We start from the raw sequence: 23,431 nt of genomic DNA on the forward strand, positions 1-23,431 counted from the left end.
CTCAGAGCTTGTCGATCGGGGCGTGCCGCAGCACCAGCCACATCGTCTGGTCACCGAAGTCGATCTGCACCCGCGCCCCCGGGCCGTGCCCCTCCACGGCGAGCACCCGGCCCAGGCCGTACCGCTGGTGGTTGACCCGGTCCCCGGCCGCGACCTTCGGGCCCTGGGGCAGCTCGCTGGCCGTGGCCAGCCGGCTGCCGTCGACGCCGAGCCGCTTGGCGAGCTGCGCGGCCTTCGGGGTGCCCCCGGTGAAGCCGCCGCCGCGCGGCGTGCGGTCCGCGCGCCCGCCGACGCCGCCGCCACCGCCGCCCCACGAGGTGTACGTCCCCTCGGTGCGCTCCCAGCGGACCAGCTCCGGCGGCAGCTCCTCCAGGAACCGCGACGGCGGGTTGTAGGCCGGCTGCCCCCACGCCGAGCGGGTCACCGCCCGGGACAGGTAGAGGCGCTGCCGCGCGCGGGTGATCCCCACGTACGCCAGCCGCCGCTCCTCCTCCAGCTCCCGGGTGTCGCCCAGCGCGCGCAGGTGGGGGAAGACGCCGTCCTCCAGCCCGGTCAGGAACACCACCGGGAACTCCAGCCCCTTGGCGGTGTGCAGGGTCATCAGGGTGACCACGCCCTGGTGGTCGGGGTCGTCGGAGGGGATCTGGTCGGCGTCGGCGACCAGCGCCACCTGCTCCAGGAAGCCGGCGAGGGTGGCCCGCTCCCCCTCCTCCCCCAGCGCCTCGACCCGCTCCGTGTACTCCCGGGCGACGCTCACCAGCTCCTGGAGGTTGTCGACGCGGCCGGCGTCCTGCGGGTCGAGGCTCTCCTCCAGCTCGGTCAGGTAGCCCGAGCGGGTCAGCAGCGCCTCCAGCACCTCCTCCGGGGTGCCGGTCTCGGCCAGTTCCCGGGCCCCGTCGAGCAGCGCCACGAAGTCGCCGATGCCGTTGGCCGCCCGGGTGGAGATGCCCGGCGCGTCGCCCGCCCGGCGCAGGGCCGCCCCGAAGGAGATGCGGTCCCGGCTGGACAGGGCCTCCACGCACGCCTCCGCGCGCTCGCCGATGCCCCGGCGGGGGGTGTTGAGGATGCGGCGCAGGCTGACCGTGTCGTCGTCGTTGACCACCGCCCGCAGGTAAGCCAGAGCGTCGCGGACCTCCTTGCGCTCGTAGAAGCGCACCCCGCCGACCACCTTGTAGGGCAGGCCGATCCGGATGAACACCTCCTCGAACACCCGGGACTGGGCGTTGGTGCGGTAGAACACCGCCACGTCGCCGGGGCGGGCCTCGTCGTCGTCGACCAGCCGGTCGACCTCCCGGCCCACCCAGTCGGCCTCGGCGTGCTCGGTGTCGGCGACATATCCGACGATCTGCTCGCCGGCACCGGCGTCGCTCCACAGGCGCTTGGGCTTGCGGGAGGTGTTGCGGTCGATCACCGCGTTGGCGGCGTTGAGGATGGTCTGGGTGGAGCGGTAGTTCTGCTCCAGCAGGATCGTCCGGGCGTCGGTGAAGTCACGCTCGAACTCCAGGATGTTGCGGATCGTCGCGCCCCGGAACGCGTAGATCGACTGGTCGGCGTCGCCGACCACGCACAGCTCCGCCGGCTCGATGCCCTCGGTGCCGGAGACCAGCTCCTTGATCAAGGTGTACTGCGCGTGGTTGGTGTCCTGGTATTCGTCGACCAGCACGTGCCGGAACCGGCGGCGGTAGCCCTCCGCGACGTGCGGGTGCGACTGGAACAGGTGCACCGTCGTCATGATCAGGTCGTCGAAGTCCAGCGCGTGCGCCTCGCGCAGCCGCCGCTGGTAGAGCGTGTACGCCTCGGCGAGGGCCCGTTCGTTGGGCCCCTTGGCCCGGCCGGCGAACTCCTCCGGGTCGACCAGCTCGTTCTTCAGGTTGGACACCTGGGCGGCCAGCCCGCGCGCCGGGTAGCGCTTCGGGTCCAGGTCCAGCTCGCGGGCGACGAGCTGCATCAGGCGGCGGGAGTCGTCGGCGTCGTAGATCGAGAAGCTCGACTTCAGGCCGGCGTGCTCGTGCTCGGCCCGCAGGATGCGCACGCACGCCGAGTGGAACGTCGACACCCACATCAGCCGGGCGCGCGGGCCGACGAGGTGGGTCACCCGCTCCTTCATCTCGCCGGCGGCCTTGTTGGTGAAGGTGATCGCGATGATCTCGCCGGGGTGGACGTCCCGGGCCGCCAGCAGGTAGGCGATCCGATGGGTGAGCACCCGGGTCTTGCCCGAGCCGGCGCCGGCCACGATGAGCAGCGGCGAGCCGGCGTGCACGACGGCGTCGCGCTGCGGGCCGTTCAGGCCCTCCACCAGGGCCTGCGGGTCGAGGCGGACGGCCGGGCCGGACCGGCGCGGCGGGGCCTGCGCGGGCTCGGGCTCGGACGGGGACGCGGGGATGTCGAAGAGAGGCTGCATCGCACGGCGAGTCTATGCCGCCGGCCGGACACTTCCCGACAGCGCGGCCCCCGACGCGACCGGTCGGGGCGAGCGGGGAGACCGGGAGACACCAGGAAGAGACCAACCCGTCACCCGTCCGGCTCTGGCGCGGCCGTCCCCGATCCACAACGATGGCTGGTGAACCCCCACTTCCTCCCCCGTACACGATTTTGGGAGAAAAACCATGAGTCAACCGCGCTCGCGCGGTCGGGCGGTGCTGCGTCACCTCGCCGCGCCGGCCCTCGCACTGGCTGTCGTCGCCACGCTGCCGGCCGCCACGCGGCCCGCGCCGGCCCCGGCCGCCGACCCCTGGGCGGCCCTCGCCCCGGTCTCGGTCTCCTACGCCAAGCCCACCGGCGGCGAGGTCAAGGGCAACTTCCTCAGCTACAACGACTTCCACGGCGCGATCGACCCGCCGGCGGGCAGCGGTGCCGTGGTCAACGGCACCCCGGCCGGCGGCGTGGAATACCTCGCCACCTGGCTCAAGAAGCTGCGCGCCGAGGCCAAGGCCGAGGGGCGGGTCACCACCACCGTCGGCGCGGGCGACCTGATCGGCGCGACGCCGCTGGTCAGCGCCGCGTTCCACGACGAGCCGACCATCGAGCTGATGGACCAGATCGGCCTGGAGATCAGCTCCGTCGGCAACCACGAGTTCGACGAGGGCGTCGACGAGCTGATCCGGCTCAACAAGGGCGGCTGCCACCCGGTCGACGGCTGCCAGGACGGCGACGGCTTCAAGGGCGCGAAGTTCACCTACCTCGCCGCCAACACCATCAGCAAGAAGACCAAGCTGCCGATCCTGCCCCCGGTCGACGTCAAGTTCGTCGGCGGCGTGCCCGTCGGCTTCGTCGGGGTCACCCTGGAGGGCACCCCCGGCATCGTCAACCCGGCCGGCATCACCAGCGTCACCTTCAAGGACGAGGTGGAGACCGCCAACAAGTGGGGCGGCCTGCTCAAGCTGTTCGGCGTCAAGGCGATGGTGCTGCTGGTGCACGAGGGCGGCGCGCAGTCCCCGCCGCCGAGCACCCCCGGCGTCTCCGACTGCGCCAACTTCTCGGGCCCGATCGTCGACATCGTCAAGGGCCTGCGGCCCGAGTTCGGCCTCGTCGTCTCCGGCCACACCCACCGGTTCTACTCGTGCTCGCTGCCGAACTCGTCCGGCCAGCCCAGCGTGGTCACCAGCGCCGGCAACAACGGCCAGCTGATCACCGACGTCGACTACTCCCTCAACCGGCGCACCGGCCGGTTCACCGGGATCTCGGCCCGCAACGTCATCGTCGAGAACGGCGTCCGCAACGCCGACGGCACCTGGCAGCAGACCAGCCCCGGCGTGTACGCCCGCAACCCCGACCTGGTGGACGCGGGCGCGAAGGCGCTGGCCGACAAGTACCGCACGGCGGTCGCCCCGATCGCCAACAAGGTGGTCGGCAAGATCAGCGCCGACATCGTCCGCGACGCCCTGCCCAACGGCGAGAGCCCGCTCGGCGACGTGATCGCCGACGCGCAGCTCGCGTACACGAAGAGCAACGGGGCGCAGATCGCGCTCATGAACCCGGGCGGCGTGCGGGCCTCCATGTCGTACGGGGCGTCGGCCGGCGGCGAGGCGCCGGGCGAGGTGACGTACGGCGAGGCGTTCGCCGTGCAGCCGTTCAACAACCTCGTGGTCACCCAGACCTTCACCGGGGCGCAGCTCAAGAACGTGCTGGAGCAGCAGTTCGTGGGCTTCAACGGGCAGACCGCCCAGCGGATCCTCCAGGTCTCGGCCGGGCTGACCTACTCGTACGACAGCACCGCCCCGGCGGGCTCCCGGGTGAGCGCCCTGGCGCTGAACGGGACCCCGATCGACCCGGCGGCCAGCTACAAGGTCACCACGAACGACTTCCTGGCCAACGGCGGCGACGGCTTCACCGAGCTGAAGGGCGGCACCGGCCGCACCACCGCCCCCGGCTTCGACGTCGACGCGCTGGTGGCGTACGTGGGCGCGGGCGACCCGGTCGCCCCCGGCCCGGCGAACCGCATCACCCGCCTCGGCTGAGCTGTGTAAGGAGGGGCCCCTTGTTAACGCATACGGTCGAGAAGGGGCCCCTTCTCATTCCGTCACGTGGGGATAATTGAGAGTCCCCGCCCCCGTGAACGGGGGCGGGGACTCTCAGGTGCCTTCTGGACGGGTCAGCCCCGCTTCTCGATCCAGTAGCCGCCCAGCTCCTCGCTGCTCGTGCAGCTGACCTCAGACGGCAGCGCACCGGCAAGGCGCCACGGGCCGAACCTGTTGCGGCTCGACGCACCGTTGTTGTACCAACAGGTGATGGCCGCTCGGTACTCCCCGCTGCCGCTGCCGCAGAACACCCAGTAGCCGTTGGCGAGGGTAGACGAGTTGCAGTTCGTGGGTGCAGCCTGCGCGGCGGTGCCCGTACCGACGAGACCGCCAGCCACCAGCGCGGTGACAGCCACCATTCGCGTCACATTCGTCCAGTTCTTCATGCAACCCCGTTTCTTGGATGCCGAGCCTTCCGGCATGATGTCGGCCGCCAGCCACACTCCACCGGCCACCTTTACATTGATAGGAATTATATCGATCTTCCTGATCGCCGTCCATCGACTTCGCCCGCGCCGCATGTCGCCCCTACATGCGGCGCAGAGCCGTCCCACCCTGCCGCCGCGCGTCGGCGGGGACCGCATGGCGGGATTCCTTGCGAACCAACAGCCAGGCTGGGCATACTCAACGGCGTGTTCGGTCAGCGCCACTACTTTTTCTACGGCACCGGAAGCCCGGTAGCCGTGGGTCGCGTCTGACCAGATCAGACCTACGAAAGCCCCGGGCCTCTGGAGCCCGGGGCTTCTCCGTTCCGGGATCCGGGCACCGGGCCCGACATCCGAGGGATACGGCGATGATGACAGATGTGATGCAGCAGAACAGCAGCCCGGAGCCATCCCGTTCGGGCCACGGTCACACCAACCCGCCTCAGGGCACCGGGACCGAGGACTCGGCCGCTGCGGCGCGAATCGTCGCCATCCGGGAGCGGATCGACGAGATCGACAGCACGTTGATCGCGCTGTGGCAGGAACGGGCCGCCCTGTCGCAGGAGGTCGGCGCGACCCGGATGGCCTCCGGGGGCACCCGGCTGGTGCTGTCGCGGGAGCGGGAGATCCTGGAGCGGTTCCGGCAGGCACTGGGGGCTGACGGCACCCAGTTGGCCCTGCTGTTGCTCCGCGCCGGCCGCGGCCCGCTGTAGAAAGAAACCGCCTGCCGGCGTCGCGGGGACGCCGGCAGGCGGTCGGATGTCGCAGGCCAGCCGAAGGTTCGTCAGGTCAGCCGGGATCGGTCGGTCAGCCGGGCAGGCTCACGCCTCGTGGCTGGCGACGATCTCGCGCTTCTCTGCGAAGTGGCAGGCGCTCGGGTGGTCCGAGCCGGAGCGGATCTCCAGCAGCGGGACCTGCTCGGCGCAGACGTCCTGCGCCTTCCAGCACCGGGTGCGGAACCGGCAGCCTGAGGGCGGGCTGACCGGCGACGGCACGTCGCCGGTCAGCCGGATGATCGCCTTCTGGTCGCGCAGCGTCGGGTCCGGCACCGGCACCGCCGACAGCAGCGCCTGCGTGTACGGGTGGGTGGGGCGCTCGTAGATCTCGTCCTCGGTGCCGATCTCGACGATCTTGCCGAGGTACATGACCGCGACGCGGTCCGACAGGTGCCGGACCACCGACAGGTCGTGGGCGATGAAGACGTACGACAGACCGAGCTCGGTCTGGAGCTTCTCCAGCAGGTTCATCACCTGGGCCTGGATGGACACGTCCAGGGCCGACACCGGCTCGTCGCAGATGATGATCTCCGGCCGCAGTGCGAGGGCCCGGGCGATGCCGATGCGCTGCCGCTGGCCGCCGGAGAACTGGTGCGGGTACCGGTTGATGTGCTCCGGGTTCAGGCCGACGAGGTCGAGCAGTTCCTTGACCTTGTCCCGCCGGCTGCCCTTCGGGGCCACCTCGGGGTGGATCTCGAACGGCTCGCCGATCAGGTCGCCGACCGTCATCCGCGGGTTCAGCGAGGTGTACGGGTCCTGCATGACCAGCTGGATCTGACGGCGCAGCCGGCGCAGGGCGCCGCCGGAGAGCTTGGAGATGTCCTGGCCCTTGTAGTTGACGCTGCCGGCGGTCGGCCGCTCCAGGTTCATCAGCACCCGGGCCAGCGTGGACTTGCCGCAGCCGGACTCGCCGACCACGCCGAGCGTCTCGCCGGCCTTGAGCTCCAGCGACACCCCGTCGACGGCCTTGACGTGCCCGATGGTCTTCTTGAACACCACGCCGCGGGTGACGGGGTAGTGCTTGACCAGGTCACGGACTTCGAGGATGTTCTCAGTCACGGTTCACCAGATCCTCAGCGAAGTGGCAGGCGCTCGCCCGGTCGGTGCCGATCTGCAGCAGCGGTGGCAGCTTCTCCCGGCAGACCGGCTGCGCCATGGGGCAGCGCGGGTTGAACGGGCAGCCCGGCGGGATGTTCATCAGGTTCGGCGGCAGGCCCTTGATGGTGCGGAGTTGCTGGCCCCGCTCGTCCATCCGCGGGATCGAGTCGATCAGGCCCATCGTGTACGGGTGCGCCGGCTTGGCGTACAGGTCGTAGACGTTGGCTTCCTCGACGATCCGGCCCGCGTACATGACCGCGATCCGGTCCGCGACGTCGGCGACCACGCCGAGGTCGTGGGTGATCAGGATCAGGCCCATCTGCCGCTCGCGCTGGAGCTCGGCGAGCAGGTCCATGATCTGGGCCTGCACGGTCACGTCGAGCGCGGTGGTGGGCTCGTCGGCGATCAGCACCTCCGGGTCGAGCGCCAGCGACATCGCGATCATCGCGCGTTGCCGCATGCCACCGGAGAACTGGTGCGGGTAGTTGCTGAACCGGCCCTTGGCGTTCGGGATCTTGACCTGGTCGAGCATCTCGATCGCGCGCTTCTTGGCGTCGGCGCGGCTGAGGCCGCGCCGGATGCGGAACTGCTCGGCGATCTGGAACCCGACGGTGAAGACGGGGTTCAGGGCGGAGAGCGCGTCCTGGAAGATCATCGCGATGCCCTCGCCGCGGATGCGGCGGCGCTCCTCGGCGGACATGGTGAGCATGTCCTTGCCGTGGAAGCGCACCTGGCCGCCGGTGACGAAGCCGGGCGGCGTGTCGAGGATGCCCATGATGGTCTGCGCCGTGACGCTCTTGCCGGAGCCGGATTCGCCGAGCACGGCGAGGGTCTCCCCCGCGTCGACGTGGTAGGTGACGCCGTTGATGACCTTGGCGACGCCGTCGCGGGTGCGGAACTCGACCCGCAGGTCCTCGACCTCCAGGAGGCGACCCGAGGGGCCGCCGGATCCGGCGGCACCCGGCTTGGACTGCTCGGACACGAGAATGTCGGACAACTCAATCTCCCCTAGCGCAGTTTCGGATCGAGGGCCTCGCGGACCGCCTCACCGAGCATCACGAAGCTGAGCACGGCGGTGACGAGGAACGCGGAGGGGAAGAAAAGCAGGAAGGGCGAGACCCGGATGTAGTTCTGCGCCTCACTGATCATGATGCCCCAGGAGACCACCGGGGTCTTCAGGCCGATGCCCAGGAACGACAGCGTGGCCTCCGCGCCGATGAACGACCCGACCATGATCGTGCCGTAGACCAGCAGCGGGGCGAGGCAGTTCGGCAGCAGGTGCTTGAGAATGATCCGGCCGTGGCCGGCGCCCAGCGCCCGGGCCGCGACGATGTAGTCGGCTTCCTTGGTGGCCAGCACCGAGGAGCGCATCAGCCGCATCACCACCGGCCAGCTCAGCACGACCAGGGACATGATGACCAGGCCCATGATCTGCCACTCGGAGTTGCTCGCCCCGGCGCCGTTGAAGGTGGTCAGGATGACGATCGCGCCGAGCACGAACGGCAGGCCGAAGAAGATGTCGGCGAAGCGGGACAGCAGGGCGTCGACCCAGCCGCCGGCGTAGCCGGCGATCATGCCGATCGCGCCGCCGATCAGCAGCGTGCCGATGGTGGAGATCAGGGCCACCACGATCGAGGCGCGGGCGCCGTAGATCGTCCGGGCGTACACGTCGCGGCCCTGCACGTCGTAGCCGAACCAGGCGTCGGCGGACGGCTTGACCTGACTGTTGGCCAAGGCGCCGTTGACCGGGTCCCCGGAGGTGAACAGCGACGGGAAGGCCGCCATCAGCACGAAGATCAGGATGAGGACCGCGGAGACCCAGAACAGCGGCTTGCGGCGCAGGTCGCGCCAGGCGTCGCCGAGCAGGCCGCGCGGCTTCTCCTTGCGGGCGTTCGCGGGCAGGCCGGCGTCGACGGGCGCGCCGGAGCCCGCCTCGGTGGGCATGGTCGCCGGCGGGGTCGAGACGATCGATGCGGTGCTGGGGTCACTCATGCCGCCACCTCGCTGCGCTCGGTGCCGGGGCGGTGGCCCCGGCACGCTGCGTTCTTGACTCGTTCGCGACGCTGCTCACTCATAGCGGATCCTCGGGTCGAGAGCGGCGTAGAGCAGGTCCACCAGGAGGTTCATCAGGAGGTAGACGAGCACCAGGACCACCACGATGGAGACAACGGTAGCGCTCTCCTTCGTGACGATCGCCCGGAGCACGGCCCGGCCGATGCCGTTGATGCCGAAGATGCCCTCGGTGACGATGGCGCCGCCCATGAGCGCGCCGAGGTCGGTGCCGAGGAGGGTGACGACCGGGATCAGCGAGTTGCGCAGCAGGTGCACGCCGACGACGCGCCGCATCGGCAGCCCCTTGGCGATGGCGGTGCGGACGTAGTCGGCGCGGCGGTTCTCGGCGATGCTGGTGCGCGCCACCCGGGCGACGTACGCCATGGAGGCGCTGCCGAGGACGAAGCCCGGCAGGAGCAGCTCGGACAGCCGCATCTCGCTGGAGACGGTCGGGTGGACGATGCCCCACTTGACGCCGAGCAGCCACTGGAGGACGAAGCCGACGACGAAGACCGGCAGCGCGATCAGGAAGAGCGTCGAGACGAGCACCAGGTTGTCGAGGAAGCCGTTGCGCCGCAGGCCGGTCAGGACGCCGGCGGTCAGGCCGATGACCGCCTCGATCGCCAGGGCCACCACGGCGAGCTTCAGGGTGTTCGGGTACGCGGTGGCGATGATGTCGCCGACCGCGCGGTTGTTGTACGTGACGCCGAAGTCCCCCTGGAACAGGTTCTTCATGTAGGTGGCGTACTGCACCCAGATCGACTGGTCGAGCTGGTACTTCTCGGTCATGAAGTTGATGTACGAGTCCGGGCACCGGCGGTCGCCGCACTTGCCGGCGAACGGGTCGCCCGGCACGGACCAGACGAGCCAGTAGATCAGGAACGTCGTACCGATGAAGACCGGGACGAGTTGCAGTAGCCGTCTCAACAGATAACGGCCCATGGGGGGTCCTCCTGACAGGGGGCGCGTCGGACGACCGCCGACACGGGGTGACGTCAACGTGGCGGGGAGTGTTGTGCACTCCTCGCGGAACGGCCCCGGGCCGGACCCACCGGTAGGTGAGCCCGACCCGGGGTCAGACCGAACGGATCAGAGCTCGACCGAGGTGATGTCGAGTTCGCCGACGTTGCTCAGCTCCATCTTCTTGATCTTCTCCGAGTGGCCGGACTGCTGGCCACCGAAGTAGATAGGCATCGACGGAACGTCCTGGTCGATGAGCTTGACGGCCTCAGCGAACTTGGCGTGCGAGGCGTCGAGGCTCGGCGCGGAGCTGGCCTCCTTGGCCAGGGCGTCGACCTGCTTGTTGCTGTACAGACCGTCGTTCGAGGAGCCACCGGTCACGTAGAGCGGGTTGATCCAGTTCTCCACGTCCGGGTAGTCCTGCTGCCAGCCGGCGCGGTAGGCGCCCTTCATCTTGTGGGCGTTGATGTTCTGGCGGAACACCGCGAAGGTCGGCACGCCCTCGGCGCGGGCGTTGATGCCGAGGTTGGTCTTGACCTGCTGCGCGACGGCCTCCATCCACTCCTTGTGGCTGGCGTCGGCGTTGTAGTACATGACCAGCTCACCCGAGAAGCCGCCGGCCTCGGCGAGCAGCTTCTTGGCCTCGTCCACGTTGAACTGGCACGCGGTGCAGTTACCCGGCGCCGCGCCCGGGGTCAGCGGGTTGGCCCAGCTGTCGGCCGGCTTCCGGTTACCGAAGAAGATCTTGTCGGTGATCTCCTGCCGGTTGATCGACAGGGAGATGGCGCGACGCAGCTTCGGGTTCTGGAAGCGCTTGTCGTAGATCGGGAAGGCGATGATGCCGGTCGACGGGGTGGTCGACGCGATGGCGCGGTCGGCGAGGTCCGACTTCCACTTGTCGCCGGCGAGGGCTGCGACCGGCACCTGCTGCATGAAGTCGAGGTTCCCGGAGACCAGGTCGCTGTACGCGGCCGTGTCCTCCTGGTACATCTTGACGGTGACGTCCTTGACCTTCATCTTGTCGCGCAGCTGGTAGTCGTCGAACCGCGTCAGCTTGATCTGGACGTTGTTCTCCCAGGACACGAACTTGACCGGCCCGTTGCCGATCGGCTTCTTGCCGAACTCCTCGGCGCTGCCCGAGAAGAAGGCGTCCGGCAGCGGCATGAAGGTGCTGTAGCCGAGCTTGGTCGGGAACACGGCGGTCGGCGCGGCGAGCGTGACCTCGAAGTTCCAGTCGTCGACGACCTTGAGGCCGGACATCTCCTTGGCCTTCGGCTCCGGGGCCTTCTGCGGGCCCTCGGGGCCGTCCGGGTCCGCCGTGTTGACGTCGGCGAAGCCCTCGATGTCGGCGAAGAAGCTGGAGTTCTGCGCGCCGTTCGGCGAGTAGGCGCCCCAGTTCCAAGCGTCCACGAAGTTCTTGGCCTTGACGACGGTGCCGTCGTGGAACTTCGTGTCCTGCTTGATCTTGATCTTGTAGACCTTGGAGTCGGCCGTCTCGATCGACTCGGCCAGGGCGTTCTGCGGGGCACCACCGTTGTTGGGGTACTCGACCAGACCGGTCCACATCCAGTCGATGATCTTGCCGCCACCGGTCTCGGTGGTGTTCGACGGAACCAGCGGGTTCTCCGGCTCGGTGCCGTCGACCGTGATCGCGCCGTCCGCGCTGGTGGCTTCGCCACCCTCTCCGTCGCTGCTGGAGCAGCCGGACGCGACGAGCGCGAAAGCCGCGCCCAGCGCGATCGCGCCACTCGCCCGCTTCGAGACTCTCATTCCGAGGGGCCTCCTCTTTCTAACCTGTTCCGTCGTGGGTTTCACGCACGCATGGGGGGTGACACCGCCGGCGGTCGCAACCACCGACCGCCGGTTACCGCAGGAAATCGGGACACCCCTGATGTACCGATCCGCCGGGCTGCCGCACCGTACCGGATTCGGCCCCCGCGCAGGAATCGACGACCACGAACCGTGACTTCTCGACACATCCGTGGTCGCGCGACCGTGCATGGGCGCCTCACACCGGGGGTGAGGTGCTGCAACTGTGACACCTGCCGGCCCGTTACGTGAAGGTGCCGTTATCAAGCCGTTAGTTGCCCGCAGTGCGGCCGATACTTGGGAAATGATCTTGAAACAAGCCGGCCGCGCCCCGCTGAACAGCCAAGATACAACCGACTTTCGCGTTCCGCCCAACGCCCGCGACCAGCCTGTGAGCTTCCCCGCCCCCGTGCTGCGGGCAGGGTGGAGCGGGACGGACACCGACACGGTCTGCCCGTCCGGGCGAGGCGGCCTTCGGCCGCCCGGGGAGCAGCACCGACCGAGCGGGGGATGCGAGCCGAATGACCAGGCTCACAGTTACGCTGCGTCACACCGGCCGACACCCAGGATCATCGCCGGGGCCCGGCCGGAACCAGGAGTCGATCACACCAGGCGGCGGTCCGCAGCCCAGCGCGACAATTCATACCTGTTGGACATCTGGAGCTTGCGTAGGACGTTCGACACGTGCGTCTCGACCGTCTTGATCGAGATGTAGAGCTCCTTGGCGATCTCCTTGTACGCGTACCCCCGGGCGAGCAGGCGGAGCACCTCGCGCTCCCGGTTGGTGAGCTGGTCCAGCTCCGGATCGGCCACCGGGGCGTCCGGCCGGGCGGCGAACGCGTCCAGCACGAACCCGGCCAGCCGGGGGCTGAACACGGCGTCCCCGTCGGCCACCCGGCGAATCGCCGCGGCCAGCTCGTCCGGGGAGATCGTCTTGGTGACGTAGCCCCGGGCGCCGGCCCGGATCAGGCCGATCACGTCCTCGGCGGCGTCGGACACGCTCAGCGCCAGGAAGCGCACCTGCGGGTGGCTGCGCCGCATCGCCTCCAGCACCGCCCGGCCGCCGCCGTCGGGCATGTGCACGTCCAGCAGCACCACGTCGGGGACGCTGGCGGCGATCCGGGCGACCGCCTCGGCCACCGTGCCGGCCTCGCCCACCACGTCGACGTGCACGCCCAGCTCGGCGCGGACCCCCGCGCGGAACATGGCGTGGTCGTCGACGAGGAAGACGCGCAGGCGCGCAGGCGCGCCCGCCCCGCCCTCGACCGGTCCGGTCGGCTGCTCGGCCATGGTCATCTGTCCCTTTCCGCCGTGGACTGGTCGCGGGAGATCGGCAGGATCAACCGGACCTCCGTCCCCTCACCCGGCTCGGAGCGGATCTCCGCCCGGCCGCCGTGCCGCCTCATCCGCCCGACGATCGACCCCCGGACCCCGTGCCGGTGGTCCTCCACCGTATCGGGATCGAAGCCCTTGCCCCGGTCCCGGACGAAGACGCTCACCTGCTCCGGTTCGACCTCGGCGTACAGCGAGACCGTCCGCACCCCGGCGTGCCGGGCCGCGTTCACCAGCGCCTCGCGGGCCGCCGCGACCAGCGCGCCGACCCGCTCGTCGGTGCCCCGGTCGCCCACCACCACCGTCTCCACGGTGATGGCGTAGGTGTCCTCGACCTCGGCCGCCGCCTGCTCCAGGGCCGCGGCGAACCGCTCCGTCGGCGAGGCGGTCGGCTTGTAGAGCCAGTTGCGCAGCGACCGCTCCTGCCCGCGCGCGAGCCGCTGCACGGTCGTGGTGTCGGCGGCGTTGCGCTGGATCAACGCGAGGGTGTGCAGCACCTGGTCGTGCACCATGGCGGCCAGCTCCGCCCGCTCCTGCTCGCGGATGCGCCCCTCCCGCTCCGAGCGGAGCTGGTTGTAGGTCCGCCAGAGCACCGGGGCCGCCACCACCCCCACCCCGGCCAGCCCCACCAGCGCGAAGATGACGCCGTTGACCACCGCGTCGAAGTTCTGCGCGGGCGAGTAGACCGCCGCCACGCCGATGATGCCGACCGCGACCAGCACCCCGCCGCCGATGAACCGCAGCACGAACGCGCGCCGGTCGTTCTCCTCGATCACCGCGCCGAGCCAGGGCACCGGCATCCGCTCGTCCCACTGCCGGCGGCGCTCCGGCGCGGACTGGTGCCAGATCACCCCGGCCCCGACGGCGATGATCGCGACCAGCCAGCCGGCGGTCCCCGCCGCGCCGACGGAGTCGAAGAGCACCGTCTGGAGCACCAGCACCACCAGCCCGATCGCCACGAACGGCAGGAGCTGGCCGAGATCCCGGCGGGCCGGGACGGCGGCGTCACCGGGCCGCAGCGGGACCACCGCCCAGAAGGCGGCGTAGAGCAACAGCCCGAGCCCGCTGAGGCCCAGCAGCACCATGAACGCGATCCGCACCCGGACCACCGAGATGCCGAGGTGCTCGGCGATGCCGGCGGCGACGCCGGCGGCCATCCGGTGCTCGGGCGCCCGGTAGAGGCGGGGCGGCTGGGTCACGGCGCTGATCGGAGGCTCCCTGCTCGGGCGGGGCGCACGCCGGGCCGCCGTGCGGCGCGGGCGCGGGCGCGCCGGGGCCGGCGACGCCGATCCGATCGTCACACGCCGCGAGGGCCGCAGACCACGGGGAACGCCCGGACATCCGGGCCCGCCCGATCTCAGGGTGGGGTCAGGGTCGGTTCCGGAGGTCTCTCGCCGGCCCGCGCAGCAGGATCGAGGCATGACCGAGGAAGCTGCCCCGCCGCCCCGCCCCGGGACGGCACCGCCGGGCGGGCCACCACCGCCCCCGCCGCCGGCTCCGGCGGCCCCCACCACCCCCGCCGCCTGGACCGCGCCGACCGACTTCGGCCCGGCGGCGGCCGCGCCCGGTGACCCGGAGGCGACCGCCGTGCCGGGCCCGCCCGGGCAGACCGGCCAGGCCCCCGGGGGCTGGCCGCCGCCGCGGACGCCGGGCCCGGGCGCGCCACCGCCGCCGCCCGGGGGTGACGGTCCGGGGGCGGGCGGCCCACCACCCGGGGGGTACGCGGCCCCGCCGCCCCCGCCGCCCGAGGGAGCCAGCTTCACCTCCCGGTACGGGCTGGTCCGGCCGCGCGAGGGTCGCTACCTGGCCGGCGTCTGCGCGGCGATCGGCCGGGCCACCAACACCGACCCGGTGCTCTGGCGGGTGCTGCTGGCGGTGCTGGGCTTCTTCGGCGGCATCGGCATCCTGGTGTACGTCACGGCCTGGCTGATCATCCCCGGCGAGGGCGACACCGCCTCCCCCGTCGAGTCGATGCTCGGCCGGGGCCGGTCCAGCATGTCCCCGGTCACCGTGATCGTGCTGAGCATCCTGGTCGCGGTGAGCTTCGGTTACATCGTCACCGACGCGTTCCGGGCGGTGCTGCTCGGCGCGGCCATCCTGGTCGGCGGCGCGCTGCTGCTCAACCGGGACCACGCCGCGGCAGGCCGGGGCGCGGCCCCCGGCACGCCCGCCGCCGCCCCGCCGGGGCCGGTGCCGCCGGCCGCGTGGCCCACGCGGGGCACCGTCGTCCCGCCCGCGCCGGGGCTGTTCACCCCGCCCGCCGGCCACGGGGCCGTGCCTCCGACGCCGCCGGCCGGCCCCGGCGTCCCCGGTCAGCCGTCCGGAGCACCGCTCGCGGGACAGCCCGCCGGGGCCCTGCCGAGGCAGTCGTTCGGGGCGCCCGTCCCCGGGCAGCCCGCCACCGGGTGGGCCGCACCCGCCCGGCCCCCGGGCGGGACGACCGCCGGGCTGCCGGCCTGGCCGCCCGCGCCCGCCCCGTCGACCGGTCCGCCCGCCCCGGTCGCCTACCCGCCGGTCACCCCGCCCGCGCCGCCCGGCTACCGGCCGCCGTTCGCCCCGCACGGCCCGTACGCCCAGGGGCCGCAACCGACCCCGGCGGCGCCGCACCCGCCGGCCCGGCCGCCGAAGCGGCCCCGGGAGCGGTCCCCGCTGGGTGCCGTGACCTTCTCGCTGATCTTCCTGGCGCTCGGCGTGGTGGCCGTGCTCGACCTGCTGGACGTGGTCGAGGTGGGGGCGGCGGCGTACTTCGCGGCGGCCCTGGCGACCATCGGGCTCGGCCTGCTCGTCGGCGCCTGGTTCGGCCGGGCGCGGTGGCTGATCGCGCTCGGGCTGGTCACCGCGGCGGCGCTCGGCGTCGCCACGGTCGCCGAGTCCTACGACCGGGTCCGGGGCGTGGACGGGGACGTCACCTGGGCCCCCACGGACCGCCGCGACCTGGCCGACCGGTACGAGAACAACTTCGGCGACGCCGTGCTGGACCTGCGCGCCATCGACTTCGACAAGCAGGAGACCCAGATCACCGTCGCGATCAACTTCGGCAAGGCGACCGTGGTGGTGCCGCCGAACGTCGACGTCACCACGATCGCCGACGTCAACGCCGGGGACTCGACCATCTTCGGCAACCGCTCGGGCGCCCTGGACGGTCGGCTCCGGGAGATCACCGACCTCGGCGCGGACGGTCCCGGCGGCGGGAAGCTGCGCCTCTACGTCCACGTCAACGCCGGAGACCTGGAGGTGGCCCGGTGAAGGCGCACCGCACCGACGTCGTATCGCTCGGCTTCGGCCTGTTCTTCGTCGCGCTGGCCGCCTGGTGGCTGCTCGCCCAGCTGCTCGGCCTGGCCCTCCCCCCGGTCGGCTGGTTCCTGGCCGGCGGGCTGCTCCTGATCGGCGTGCTGGGGCTGGTCGGCGCGTTGCGCTCCGGCCGGGGCAACCGGGCGGCCGGCCCGCAGGGGGCCACCCCCGGGACGGCACCGGCCGCCGAGCCCGGTGCCGGAGCCGGTGTCGCGACGGAGGCCGAGGAGCCGGGTGCCGCGCGGACCGACGAGTGGCCGACCGCCGCCGTCTCCGACGACCTGCCCGAGGCGGTCGAGGACCGGCCGGTCAGCGACGGCGGGGCGCCCCGCGGGGGCGAGCGGGCGGGCGGTTGACCGCTGCGGTGCGGGCCCCGGCGGAGGGCGCATATGCTGGCCGTGGAGATCTCGCCTCCGCCGGCCGGCCCACGCCGCGGGCCTCGCCCGCGACGAGCCGCCGGGCCGTCGACGACCGGGCCGCGTCGCGGGGCCTCGCCCCGGCCCGCCGCCCGGTCGTCGGGCCCGTCCGCGGTCGACCCCGACCGGTTCGCCGTGGCGATCCCGCCGCGATTGCCGTCTCTACCCCGTCAGGAGCCCGTCCGACATGACCCAGTCCCCCGCCGTGCGCACCTCCGGCCGGCCCGGTCCGGTCCGCATCGGCGAGCGTGCCGCCCGTACCCTCGTCACCGAGCTCGCCCGGCGCAACGACCCGAAGGCCGCCCTGCTGGTCGGCGCGACCCCGGACTCCGCGGTCCTCGCCGCGGCGATCGACGCCCTGCTGCCCGGCGACGCTCTCACCGTCGTGCCGGCCGGGTCGGCGACGCCGGCCGCGCTGCGCGAGCACGTGACGGCCCAGGGCCCTTGGGTCGCCGACCGGGTACGCGTGGTGGACTCCCTCGCCGAGGCCGACGCCGTCGAGGTGGTGATCGCCGCCGAGCCGCTCACCGGCACCGCCGACGAGACCCGCACGACCGTCGACGGCCTGGCGAAATACCTGGCCGACGGTGCGGTGCTCGCCGTGGCGGTGCCGGCGACCCCGGCCCGGACGGCCGGCGCGGCGGCCGAGCTGGAGCGGCAGGCCGCCCTGCACGGCGCCGGGAGCGACCTGGTGCTGCGCAACTCCCCGCCGGTGCGGGTGCACCGGCTCCGGTTCACCCCGGCCGACGCGGCGGTCGCCGCCCGCCTCGCCCCGGCCCACCGGCCGTCGAGCGTTTCGCTGACGCGGGGCATGCACATCGACTCCAACGGGGTCGCGGCGGCCGGCATCACCCTCGGCCTGGCCGCGCTGACCCGCCTCGCCCGGCCCAAGTCGAAGCTGTGGCTGGTGCCGGCCCTCGCCGCCGTCCCGGTGGCCGCGTTCTTCCGGGACCCGCAGCGGGACGTCCCCGAGGACCCGTCGGCCGTCGTGGCCGCCGCCGACGGTCAGGTGCTGTCGGTGCAGCGGCTGCACGACGAGCGGTTCGGCGACGGTGAATGGCTGCGGGTCGCGGTGTTCCTGTCGGTGCTGGACGTGCACGTCAACCGCTCCCCGGTGGCCGGCAAGGTGGTCGACTACTTCGTCGCCGACGGCGGGTTCGTCAACGCCATGAAGCCGGACGCCGAGCACAACGTGGCGGCGTACACGGTGCTCGACACCGACCACGGGACGGTCGTCGTGGCGCAGCGCACCGGGCTGATCGCCCGGCGCATCGTGCAGCGGGCCCCGATCGGGTCGCTGCTGGCCCGGGGCGAGCGGTTCGGCCTGATCCGGTTCGGCTCGCGCACCGACGTCTACCTGCCGGCCGACGCCGCCGACCCGCTGGTCGGGCCGGGCGACCGGGTGGTCGGCGGGTCCACGGTCATCGCCCGCTGGCGCTGAGCCGGGCACGACGAAGGGGGCGCCGCGACTGCGGCGCCCCCTTCGTCGTCGAGCGTCGGATCAGGCGGTGCGGCGCTGGTGCAGCCAGAGCACGGGGCCGCTGACCAGGTAGCCCACCACGATCAGGGCGAAGGTGAGCCGGATGTCGACCAGCGCGCCGACCACCGGGGCCAGCCAGAGCCACGGCGGCAGCTTCACCAGCCGGGCCAGCTTCGCGTACGGGAAGCTGGAGACCATCGCGAACGCCAGCAGCGCCACCCCGGCGATCTGCACGAGGCCGGGCAGCGGCAGGCCCAGGGCGACGGTCAGGGCCAGCACGGCCGCGGCCATCGTGGTCGGCACGCCGCAGAAGAAGCGGCCGTCCTTCGGCGAGACGTTGAACCGGGCGAGCCGGATCGCCGCGCAGGCGGCGACGAGCGCGGCGGCGACCGCGGCGGCGGCGCGCGGCGCCTCGCCGGCGAGCGAGGCGTAGACCACCACGGGGGCGGCCAGGCCGAACGAGCACATGTCGGCCAGCGAGTCCATCTGGGCGCCGAACGGGCTGGCCACCCCGAACCGGCGGGCCAGCGCGCCGTCGAGCCCGTCGAACGCCACGCAGGCGATCAGCAGGAGCGCGGCGAGGCGCACCTGGCCCTGCATGGCCACGAAGATGGCGTTGATGCCCAGCACGAGGCTGGCCAGGGTGCAGGCGTTGACCAGGGCGAACTTGACCCGGCGGGCCGTCGTCCGCGCGCCGGGCAGCAGCGGGATCGACATCGACGCCGCGTCGTCGACCGGGGCGGCGGGGCCCACGGCCGGGCTCACCGGCACGACCGCCTCGACCTCGGTGCGCTGGTAGCGGTCGAGGCCGTAGCGGCGGCGCTGCCGGTCGAGGTAGCGGTGCTCGGGCGAGGTCAGGTCGGTGCCCGCGGCGGCGACGCCGTCACGGCGTCCCACCCGGACGAGCAGCACCTGGCGGGCGAACGTGCTGCTGCGGCGCAACGGGCCCGCCCAGCGACGCCCTGCGGGGCGCGGACTGTCAGTCGTACGACGCCGGCGCCATGGGGCTCTCGGCACGTTTCCTCCATCACCGGATCGGGCTGGCCGCCACGAGGGCGGGTGTCCGGCTGTCTCGTGCCGGACCGCTTCGGGCCCGGCAGCCGTCAAAGCGGAGTACACCATTGCACAGGGGTAGGGGGCTTGGCGATAGCTGCCGGCGGACCTTATATCTCCGTTAAACCGCGCGAATCGCCTCTTCTATTCCCATCTCGGGCCTGATCGCCCGATCCTCCATCAACCCCGCCTTCAGCCTACCGGAGGTCGTCGATACCGGCTCGGCGGGCGGGCGCTATGCGACCCCATGTCCGGTTACCAGGGCCGCCACCTCGGTCAGCGGCAGGTCGCCGAGCGCGTCCGGCGGGAACCAGGCGGCGGCGGCCGTCGACCCCCCGGCCAGCTCCGTGACCCGGGCCTCGGTGGGGTCGTCGACCACCACCCGGTAGACCACCCGCACCCCGTGCCAGTCCATCGGCCGGCCCTCCGGCCCCAGCGCGCCGGGATCGTAGCGGTGGTGGACGGTGAGCAGCTCGACGACCCGGCCGAGCTGCCCGGCCTCCTCGACCAGCTCGCGGAGCAGGCCGGCGGCCGGCTGCTCGCCGTGGTCGGTGCCGCCGCCGGGCAGGTGCCACAGCCCGGCCCCCGGGTAGCCGTCGGCGATCAGGGTGAGCAGCACCCGCCCGCCCGGGTCGGTGACCAGCCCGTACGCCGCGAAACGCTGCCGCCGGTCGGCCGGGACCGGCGGGTACGGCGTGTCGGGGGACGCCCCGGGATCGGGCCGCCGGAGCGGGGTGACCGGCAGGCCGAGCGCCTCGGCGGTGAACGGCAGCAGCGGCAGCCCGGCGGCCTCGTCGAGGGTCGACCAGCGCGCCAGGTCGGTGGTGCCGTCGGGCTCGTCGCGCAGCGTGCCGCCGGTCGCCTCGACGGCGAAGACGATCCGGTCGGTGTGCAGCGCCACGCCCGGCAGCCCGGTGACGTCCGAGACGGCGGCGAGCAGGCCCGTCACCCGGACGTCGAGGCCGGTCTCCTCGGCGAACTCCCGGACCACGCCGGCCTCGGGGTGCTCCCCGTGCTCCAGCCCGCCCCCGGGCAGCTGCCACACGCCGGGGTGGTCGGCCGACGCGGAGCCGCGCACGAGCAGCACCCGCCCGTCGCGGCCCCGGCACACCCCGTAGACCCCCACCCGCCGTCGCTGTTCCCGCACCCCGCGCCTCCCGGTCCCCGGGCGGGACGCCCGGTCGATCAAGAAGCTATCGCGGACGACGGCCGCGCGGGCGACGACGTGGGGCCGTAGGGCCGCACCCCGGGTCGGGCGACCGGTCGGGCCCGGCTCGGGCGGCGGTCAGGCGAGGCGGGCGGCCTGGACGGCCTCGGCCGTGACCTCGGTGAGCCGGTCGGCGGGCAGCGCGCCCAGCTCCTCCCGGGCGAACCAGCGGGCCTCGCAGGTGGAGCCGCCGACGTCGGTCACCGTGGGCGGGGCGGGCTGGTCGACCATCACCCGGTAGAAGGCGCGCACGCCGTGCCAGTCGATCGGGTAGCCCTCCGGGCCGAGGGAGGCGGCGTCGCGGTGGCTGGCCACCCCGAGCAGCTCGACGAGGCGGCCCCGCTGACCGGTCTCCTCGACCAGCTCCCGGATCAGCGCCGCGCCCGGCTGCTCGCCGTAGTCGGTGCCGCCCCCGGGCAGGTGCCAGCAGCCGGCCCCCGGGTAGCCGTCGGAGACCCGGGTGAGCAGCACCCGGCCGTCGGGGTCGGTGGCCACCGCGTACGCGGCGAAGCGCTGGGCGCGGTGCAGCCCGTCGGGGCCGGGCACCGCGTAGAAGGAGGGGAACTCCGGGGGCTCGTCGGGCACCACGTCGGCCGAGGAGGCGGGCAGCCCGAGGGCCCGCGCGGTGAACGCGCGCAGCGGCAGCTCGCGCGCCTCGGTGGGGGTGACCCAGCGGGCCAGGTCGGTGGGGCGGTCGACCCGGTCGGTGAGCGTGCCGCCGCGCACCGACACCCGGTAGATGAGCCGGTCGGTGTGGATGGTGATGCCGCGCTCGGGCAGGGCCCGCATGTCGGCCAGCACGTCGTCGAGGCCGGAGACGGCGACCGAGAGCCCGGTCTCGGCGGCGGTCTCCCGGACGACGGTGTGGTTGGGGTCCTCGCCGTGGTCGACCGCCCCGCCGGGGAGGGACCACGTGCCGGGGGTGCCGGAGCGCTCCGATGCGCGGACCAGCAACACTCGGCCGACTGAGTCAGCACAGACTGCGTATGCCGCGATCCTGCGGAGCGGCTCCAGCATGGTGGTCACGGGGCCAAATTCTCCCCGCACCTCGTTACCGGCATCGAAAAGTGTCAGATTCCTGACTGAATACTGGATCATCAGGGATCGGTCAGGGTAATGATCCGGGCCGTCACCGAGGTCGCCCCGCCGCCCGGCGCGGAACGTGGAGGCATGACCTCGACACCGCACCAGGCCCCGTACAAGCAACTCCGCCGACCCACCACCGACCGGATGGTCGCCGGGGTGGCCAGCGGCCTCGGCCGCTACTTCGCCGTCGACCCCACCCTCGTCCGGGTGCTCTTCGCCGTCGCGACGCTCGCCACCGCCGGGGTGGCCGCGCTCGCGTACCCGATCATGTGGTTCCTCATGCCGGAGGAGCCGGCCGACGCCCCGGCGTGGCCGCACCCGACGGACCCCGCGTCACCCACCGGCGGCTGAGCCGGCGGGCGGGTGGGGTCACTCCCACTCGATGGTGCCCGGCGGCTTGCTCGTGACGTCCAGGACCACCCGGTTCACCTCGGCCACCTCGTTGGTGATCCGGGTGGAGATCCTGGCCACCACCTCGTAGGGCAGCCGGGACCAGTCGGCGGTCATCGCATCCTCGCTGGAGACCGGGCGCAGCACCACGGGATGGCCGTAGCTGCGCCCGTCGCCCTGCACGCCGACGCTGCGCACGTCGGCCAGGAGCACCACCGGGAACTGCCACACGCCCCGGTCCAGGCCCGCGGCGGTCAGCTCCTCGCGGGCGATCAGGTCGGCCTGGCGCAGCAGGTCCAGCCGCTCCCGGTCGACCGCCCCGATGATCCGGATGGCGAGGCCCGGGCCCGGGAACGGGTGCCGCCAGACCATCGCCTCGGGCAGGCCCAGCTGGAGGCCCAGCGTGCGCACCTCGTCCTTGAACAGCGTGCGCAGCGGCTCGACCAGGGCGAACTTCAGGTCCTCCGGCAGGCCGCCGACGTTGTGGTGGCTCTTGATGTTGGCGGTGCCGGTGCCGCCCCCGGACTCCACCACGTCGGGGTAGAGGGTGCCCTGCACCAGGAACTCGACGTCGCCGTGCGCGGCGATCTCCCGGGCGGCGGCCTCGAAGACCCGGATGAACTCCCGGCCGATGATCTTGCGCTTCTGCTCCGGGTCGGTCACCCCGGCCAGCGCGCCGAGGAACCGGTCGGCCGCGTCGACCACCTTCAGCTTGATCCCGGTGGCGGCGACGTAGTCCTTCTCCACCTGCTCGGCCTCGCCCGCCCGCAGCAGGCCGTGGTCGACGAAGACGCAGGTGAGCTGGTCGCCGACGGCCTTGTGCACCAGCGCGGCGGCGACGGCCGAGTCGACCCCGCCGGACAGGCCGCAGATGACCTCCTTGTCGCCCACCTGGGCGCGGATGCGGGCCACCTGCTCGTCGATGATGTTCTCGGGCGTCCAGGTCGGCTCGATGCCGGCGATGTCGTAGAGGAACCGGGTGAGCATCTCCTGGCCGTGCGCGGTGTGCCCCACCTCCGGGTGGAACTGCACGCCCGCGCGCCGCCCGGCCAGGTCCTCGAACGCGGCGACCGGGGCACCGGCCGACTCGGCCGTCACCGCGAAGCCCGCCGGGGCCTCGGTCACGCAGTCGCCGTGGCTCATCCAGACCGGCAGGTCGGCCGGCAGGTCGCGCAGCAACACCCCGGGCTCGGTGAGGCGGGGGCGCAGCGGGGTGCCGCCGTACTCGCGATTGCCGGTGCGCGCGACCGTGCCGCCGAGGGCCTGGGCCATCGCCTGGAAGCCGTAGCAGATGCCGAAGACCGGCACGCCCGCGTCGAACATCCCCGCGTCGACCTGGGGGGCGTCGGGCGCGTAGACGCTGGCCGGGCCACCGGACAGGATGATCGCGGCCGGGTTCTTCGCCAGCATCTCCGCCACCGGCATCGAGTGCGGCACGATCTCCGAGTAGACCCGCGCCTCACGCACCCGGCGCGCGATGAGCTGGGCGTACTGGGCTCCGAAGTCCACCACGAGGACGGGGCGAGGCGTGCTCATGGG

The 23,431-nt window shown here is 72.6% G+C and carries 18 protein-coding genes and 1 pseudogene; 6 read left to right on the top strand and 13 right to left on the bottom strand.

All coding sequences use genetic code 11. The annotated features are described in order from the left end of the window. Position 1 precedes the first annotated feature (1 nt). Complete coding sequence (gene pcrA, locus ACVMYR_RS12055) at positions 2–2,401, bottom strand: DNA helicase PcrA (protein WP_457121837.1); 2,400 nt, start codon at positions 2,399–2,401, stop codon at positions 2–4. A gap of 205 nt (positions 2,402–2,606) precedes the next feature. Between pcrA and ACVMYR_RS12060 the strand changes: the two genes are divergently transcribed. Next, entirely contained in the window at positions 2,607–4,457 is a 1,851-nt protein-coding gene (locus ACVMYR_RS12060; protein WP_077938364.1) for a bifunctional metallophosphatase/5'-nucleotidase, read from the top strand. Between the two features lie 134 nt (positions 4,458–4,591). Here the strand turns inward: ACVMYR_RS12060 and ACVMYR_RS12065 are convergent, their stop codons facing one another. Further along, positions 4,592–4,972, bottom strand: coding sequence for a hypothetical protein (locus tag ACVMYR_RS12065; protein WP_144082693.1), 381 nt, complete (start codon positions 4,970–4,972; stop codon positions 4,592–4,594). Between the two features lie 338 nt (positions 4,973–5,310). On the opposite strand from ACVMYR_RS12065, the gene ACVMYR_RS12070 reads away from it, so the two are divergent. Next, entirely contained in the window at positions 5,311–5,655 is a 345-nt protein-coding gene (locus tag ACVMYR_RS12070) for a chorismate mutase (protein ID WP_077938362.1), read from the top strand. Positions 5,656–5,763: 108 nt separating this feature from the next. On the opposite strand, the gene ACVMYR_RS12075 is transcribed toward ACVMYR_RS12070, so the two are convergent. The 7 genes from ACVMYR_RS12075 to ACVMYR_RS12105 form a co-directional block, all read right to left on the bottom strand. After that, positions 5,764–6,777, bottom strand: a complete 1,014-nt coding sequence (locus ACVMYR_RS12075) for an ABC transporter ATP-binding protein (RefSeq protein WP_077938361.1) — start codon at positions 6,775–6,777, stop codon at positions 5,764–5,766. Continuing rightward, positions 6,770–7,798 (bottom strand): ABC transporter ATP-binding protein, encoded by a 1,029-nt coding sequence (locus ACVMYR_RS12080; protein WP_077938360.1) that lies wholly within the window; start codon positions 7,796–7,798, stop codon positions 6,770–6,772. The genes ACVMYR_RS12075 and ACVMYR_RS12080 overlap by 8 nt, the downstream gene beginning before the upstream one ends. Positions 7,799–7,824: 26 nt before the next feature. After that, positions 7,825–8,808 (bottom strand): ABC transporter permease, encoded by a 984-nt coding sequence (locus ACVMYR_RS12085; RefSeq protein WP_077938359.1) that lies wholly within the window; start codon positions 8,806–8,808, stop codon positions 7,825–7,827. Between the two features lie 75 nt (positions 8,809–8,883). Continuing rightward, on the bottom strand, positions 8,884–9,810 hold the full coding sequence (locus ACVMYR_RS12090; protein WP_077938358.1) for an ABC transporter permease: 927 nt from the start codon (positions 9,808–9,810) through the stop codon (positions 8,884–8,886). Positions 9,811–9,957: 147 nt separating this feature from the next. Continuing rightward, on the bottom strand, positions 9,958–11,598 hold the full coding sequence (locus ACVMYR_RS12095) for a peptide ABC transporter substrate-binding protein (RefSeq protein WP_077938357.1): 1,641 nt from the start codon (positions 11,596–11,598) through the stop codon (positions 9,958–9,960). Positions 11,599–12,240: 642 nt separating this feature from the next. Continuing rightward, on the bottom strand, positions 12,241–12,927 hold the full coding sequence (locus ACVMYR_RS12100; RefSeq protein WP_043965680.1) for a response regulator: 687 nt from the start codon (positions 12,925–12,927) through the stop codon (positions 12,241–12,243). Between the two features lie 2 nt (positions 12,928–12,929). Next, complete coding sequence (locus ACVMYR_RS12105; protein ID WP_228986552.1) at positions 12,930–14,126, bottom strand: PspC domain-containing protein; 1,197 nt, start codon at positions 14,124–14,126, stop codon at positions 12,930–12,932. Positions 14,127–14,388: 262 nt separating this feature from the next. Between ACVMYR_RS12105 and ACVMYR_RS12110 the strand changes: the two genes are divergently transcribed. From ACVMYR_RS12110 to ACVMYR_RS12120, 3 genes and pseudogenes are all read left to right on the top strand, one after another. Further along, positions 14,389–16,215: a PspC domain-containing protein gene (locus tag ACVMYR_RS12110; RefSeq protein WP_457121838.1), complete on the top strand. Its 1,827-nt coding sequence runs from the start codon at positions 14,389–14,391 to the stop codon at positions 16,213–16,215. Further along, positions 16,212–16,395, top strand: a pseudogene (locus ACVMYR_RS12115) (hypothetical protein); the annotation flags it as partial. The gene ACVMYR_RS12110 and the pseudogene ACVMYR_RS12115, both read left to right, overlap by 4 nt. A 468-nt stretch (positions 16,396–16,863) precedes the next feature. Then, positions 16,864–18,117, top strand: a complete 1,254-nt coding sequence (locus ACVMYR_RS12120) for a phosphatidylserine decarboxylase (RefSeq protein WP_457121839.1) — start codon at positions 16,864–16,866, stop codon at positions 18,115–18,117. A gap of 60 nt (positions 18,118–18,177) precedes the next feature. Here the strand turns inward: ACVMYR_RS12120 and ACVMYR_RS12125 are convergent, their stop codons facing one another. The 3 genes from ACVMYR_RS12125 to ACVMYR_RS12135 form a co-directional block, all read right to left on the bottom strand. After that, positions 18,178–19,098 carry a CDP-alcohol phosphatidyltransferase family protein gene (locus ACVMYR_RS12125; protein WP_043965676.1) on the bottom strand — a complete coding sequence of 307 codons (921 nt, stop codon included), beginning with the start codon at positions 19,096–19,098 and terminating at the stop codon, positions 18,178–18,180. Between the two features lie 346 nt (positions 19,099–19,444). Beyond that, the gene (locus ACVMYR_RS12130) at positions 19,445–20,356 is read right to left on the bottom strand and encodes an NUDIX hydrolase (RefSeq protein ID WP_228986536.1); all 912 of its coding nucleotides are present in this window, start codon (positions 20,354–20,356) and stop codon (positions 19,445–19,447) included. 138 nt (positions 20,357–20,494) lie between these two features. After that, positions 20,495–21,442, bottom strand: coding sequence for an NUDIX hydrolase (locus tag ACVMYR_RS12135; protein ID WP_043965675.1), 948 nt, complete (start codon positions 21,440–21,442; stop codon positions 20,495–20,497). Positions 21,443–21,586: 144 nt separating this feature from the next. On the opposite strand from ACVMYR_RS12135, the gene ACVMYR_RS12140 reads away from it, so the two are divergent. Then, entirely contained in the window at positions 21,587–21,853 is a 267-nt protein-coding gene (locus tag ACVMYR_RS12140; RefSeq protein WP_043965673.1) for a PspC domain-containing protein, read from the top strand. An 18-nt stretch (positions 21,854–21,871) separates the two neighbouring features. Here the strand turns inward: ACVMYR_RS12140 and guaA are convergent, their stop codons facing one another. Then, positions 21,872–23,428, bottom strand: coding sequence for a glutamine-hydrolyzing GMP synthase (gene guaA / locus ACVMYR_RS12145; protein WP_396793143.1), 1,557 nt, complete (start codon positions 23,426–23,428; stop codon positions 21,872–21,874). Between the last annotated feature and the right edge of the window lie 3 nt (positions 23,429–23,431).

It is taken from the genome of Micromonospora sp. PTRAS2, assembly GCF_054052245.1.